We start from the raw sequence: 4139 nt of genomic DNA on the forward strand, positions 1-4139 counted from the left end.
GGGCGTTGCCGGTGCTGGTGGCGAGGTGCTCGAAGCTGACGGCCAGTGCGAGGAATTCACCCAGGCTGTCCCAGCGCAGGTGGTTCTCCTTGAGCAACTGCTGGACGTGCTTCGGGGCGGATCCGCCGGCGCCGGTCTCGAACAGGCCGCCGCCGTTGATCAGCGGCACCACCGAAAGCATCTTGGCGCTGGTGCCCAGTTCCAGGATCGGGAAGAGGTCGGTGAGGTAGTCGCGGAGCACGTTGCCGGTCACCGAGATGGTGTCCTCGCCCTTGCGGAGGCGCTCCACCGTGAAGGCCGTGGCCTCATCCGGGGACATGATGGCGATTTCCAGGCCCTCGGTGTCGTGGTCCTTGAGGTATTCCTCCACCTTGGCGATCATCCGGGCGGCGTGCGCGCGGCCCTTGTCCAGCCAGAAGACGGCGGGCGTGGCGGAGGCGCGGGCGCGGGTGACGGCCAGCTTGACCCAGTCGCGGATCGGCACGTCCTTGGTCTGGCAGGCGCGCCAGATGTCGCCCGGGGCAACCTTGTGCTCGATCAGCACGGTGCCGGCGTCGTCGACGATCTGGACGGTGCCGGCGGACTGGATCTCGAACGTCTTGTCGTGGCTGCCGTATTCCTCGGCGGCCTGGGCCATGAGGCCGACGTTCGGGACGGTGCCCATGGTGGTGGGATCGAAGGCCCCGTGGGCGCGGCAGTCATCAACCACGACCTGGTAGATGCCGGCGTAGCTGCTGTCCGGGAGGACGGCGAGGGTATCGGCTTCCTGGCCGTCGCGGCCCCACATGTGGCCCGAGCTGCGGATCATGGCCGGCATCGAGGCGTCGACAATGACGTCGGAGGGCACGTGCAGGTTGGTGATGCCCTTGTCGGAATCGACCATCGCGAGTTCGGGGCCCTCGTTGAGGCCCTTTTCGATGGCTGCCTGGACCTCGCCGCGGATCTCCTCCGGCAGGTCCTCGAGGCCGTTGAGGATGGAGGCAAGGCCGTTGTTGGGGCTCAGGCCGGCGGCGGCGATCTGCTCACCGTAGGTGGCGAAGAGGTCCGCGAAGTAGGCCTTGACGACGTGGCCGAAGATGATGGGGTCCGAGACCTTCATCATGGTGGCCTTGAGGTGGGCGGAGAACAGCACGCCCTCGTTCTTGGCCCGGGCGACCTGGGCTGCGAGGAACTCATCCAGGGCCGCGGCACGCATCACGGTGCCGTCGATGACCTCGCCGGCCAGGACCGGGAAGGCACGCTTGAGGACCTTGACGGTGCCGTCTTCCTTGACGAGCTGGATCTTGATGTTGGTGTCGGCCTCGATCACCACGGACAGCTCGTTCGAGCGGAAGTCGTCGGCGTCCATGTGGGCCACGTTGGTCTTGGACTCCGGAGTCCAGGCGCCCATGCTGTGCGGGTTCTGGCGGGCGTAGTTCTTGACCGAGAGCGGGGCGCGGCGGTCCGAGTTGCCTTCGCGCAGGACCGGGTTCACGGCGGAGCCCTTGATCTTGTCGTAGCGGGACCGGATGTCCGTTTCCTCGTCCGAGGAGGGGTTGTCCGGGTAGTCCGGCAGCGCGTAGCCGTGGCCCTGGAGTTCGGCGATTGCGGCCTTCAGCTGGGGCACGGAGGCGCTGATGTTGGGCAGCTTGATGATGTTGGCTTCGGGCGTCTTGGCGAGTGCACCAAGCTCGGCCAGGGCGTCGCTGACGCGCTGCTCTTCGGTGAGGTAGTCGCCGAACACGGCGATGATGCGGCCGGCCAGCGAGATGTCGCGGGTCTCCACTTCCACACCGGCCGTCGAGGCGAACGCCTCAATGATCGGCAAGAACGAATAGGTGGCCAGCATCGGCGCTTCGTCGGTGTGGGTATAGATAATCTTTGCCATTGCGCGGGCGTCTCCCTGAAGGTCTGGGTATTTCCGGAATCTTGTGTTATCTCAACACCCCTAACTTACCCGAGGTGCCCCCGTTGGCGCCTACCGGCGTCGTGCGCGGACGGATGAGTGACATCCCAACACGGCATAACAAAAATTGACAACCGACTTTACAGGTTAGTCAAATTGCCGTAGTTTCGTTCCATCCAGCGGCCGCCAACAGCGCCCGCCCCGCTTTTCCACCGGTTAGGACACCCATGAGAACACCCAAGACTCTGGCCACCAGCCTGCTGACTCTTTCGGCCGCCGCGCTGCTGGCCCTGAGTGCCGCGGGGGCGGCCACGGCCTCCCCCGCACCGGCCAAGGCACCGGTTTCCACCTCCGATGTCGCCAGCCACACCGTCACCGAGACGGGCGCGGCCGACTACTGGACCGCGGAACGCATGCGCAGCGCCGTCCCCGGCGACGTCCTGGCCGACAGGGCCATGAAGCGCAACGGCAAGGCCACCGCGGCCAGGGGCCCGGCGGAAACGGGCGCGCCGAGCAAGGTCGAGGCCGCGGCTCCCAAGCTGCAATCCCAGACGCTCCAGACCAAGACCAATGCCAGCGAAACCCCCGTCCCGCACATCGGCAAGGTCTTCTTCACCCTCGGCGGGACGAACTACGTCTGCTCCGGCAACTCGGTCTCCTCCGGCAACAAGAGCACGGTCTCCACGGCCGGGCACTGCGTGAATGAGGGCCCGGGCGCCTTCGCCACCAAGTTCACGTTCGTCCCGGCGTACCTGAACGGCGCGGCCCCCTACGGCAAGTGGACGGCCAAGGCCCTCTACGCCCCCACCCAGTGGAGCTCCTCGGGTGACATGACCTACGACACCGGCTTCGCCGTCATGTCCACGCTCAACGGCCAGTACCTGAGCGACGTCGTCGGCGGCTCCGGGCTGCAGTTCAACGCCGCCCGCGGCCTGAGCTACAAGTCATTCGGTTACCCCGCCGCAGCGCCCTTCAACGGTGAATCCCTCAAGAGCTGCTCCGGCACCGCCACGAACGATCCCTACAACCCGCAGTTCAACACCCAGGGGATCCCCTGCAACATGACCGGCGGTTCCTCAGGCGGTCCGTGGTTCATCGGCACCAGCGCCGCCGGCTACCAGAACTCCATCAACAGCTACGGCTACGGCAGCAACTCCACCACGATGTACGGCCCGTACTGGGGCAGCGTGAGCCAGCAGGCCTACACCACGGCGGCCGCTTCCTGACCTGAGGGCGCGGGGCCTCGTTCGCGCGGGGCCCGCGTGCTCCGTTCGCGGGGGCCTGTTCGCGGGGCCCGCGCTCCGTTCGCGGGGGCCTGTTCGCGGGGCCCGCGCAGTCGGGCTTGTCTACCCTGTTTACCCTGTTTGCCCCAGCGCGGGGTCATTGCGTCCCATCTTCAGCAGTGGGGAGGACGCAGTGGCCCCGCGCTGGCTTTATGTGCGACGGCGGATCGCGCCCGCCCCCTGGACATGCCCTCCGCTAACACCAAGGCCCGGACATATACCCCACATGTCCGGGCCTTGCCATGAGGAATGGACATGTCCTCCCGGGCGGCTTCTCGGCGCTTGGGAACGAATGAGCATGTCCCCCGGCCAGGGAGGGCATGTCCCGGAAAGGAATGGGCATGTCCGACCGGGTCGGTCTCGAGCTCCTGAACCCGTGAGCACGTCCTTTGGGTTGGCCCGGTACGCACCGCAAAGAATGAGCATGTCCCCCGGATGGCCAAGGCAGCCCCGGTCGCACGGGACATGCCCTCTCCACACTCCGAAGCCTGGACATATCCCCCATATGCCCACTCCTTGCCGCGAAAAATGAGCATGTCCCGCGGAACGAATGAGCATGTCCCAAGGTCCGGCCACCAGCCCACTCGATGGCACAAAAAATGGACATATCCCCCGGCCAGGGAGGGCATGTCCATTTTTTGTGCGGGTCTTGCGCTCGGGTCCCTTGTGCGCGAACCGCAGCCCGAGTGGAAGAGCACTACCCGAGTGGAAGGGCCCTAGTGGAAGAAGTGGCGTGCCCCGGTGAAGTACATGGTGATGCCGGCGGCGTTGGCCGCGGCGATGACTTCCTCGTCCCGGACTGAGCCGCCGGGCTGGACGACGGCGCGCACGCCGGCGTCGACCAGGATCTGCAGTCCGTCGGCGAACGGGAAGAACGCGTCCGAGGCCGCTACAGCGCCCCGGGCACGCTCCGGCGAAGCGGCGGCGTCGGCATTCGAGGCCCCGCCAGCACCCTCGACATCGGACTCCAC

General features: G+C 66.6%; 2 protein-coding genes and 1 pseudogene. 1 reads left to right on the forward strand and 2 read right to left on the reverse strand.

Annotation, left to right across the window (positions count from 1 at the left end):
• Window positions 1-1867, reverse strand: a 1867-nt coding sequence (locus tag LQV45_RS19615) for an NADP-dependent isocitrate dehydrogenase (protein ID WP_230008454.1), incomplete at its 3' end; no start/stop codon positions are given.
• A gap of 245 nt (window positions 1868-2112) precedes the next feature.
• Between LQV45_RS19615 and LQV45_RS19620 the strand changes: the two genes are divergently transcribed.
• The gene (locus tag LQV45_RS19620) at window positions 2113-3111 is read left to right on the forward strand and encodes a serine protease (RefSeq protein ID WP_230008455.1); all 999 of its coding nucleotides are present in this window, start codon (window positions 2113-2115) and stop codon (window positions 3109-3111) included.
• Between the two features lie 773 nt (window positions 3112-3884).
• Here the strand turns inward: LQV45_RS19620 and purH are convergent.
• Window positions 3885-4139: pseudogene (gene purH / locus LQV45_RS19625) on the reverse strand (bifunctional phosphoribosylaminoimidazolecarboxamide formyltransferase/IMP cyclohydrolase); the annotation flags it as partial.

The organism is Microbacterium sp. Bi128 (assembly GCF_918698205.1).

Bases quoted from the DNA above. Each gene is read 5' to 3' on its own strand.
- LQV45_RS19620 (WP_230008455.1), top strand. From the start codon at position 2,113: ATGAGAACACCCAAGACTCTGGCCACCAGCCTGCTGACTCTTTCGGCC.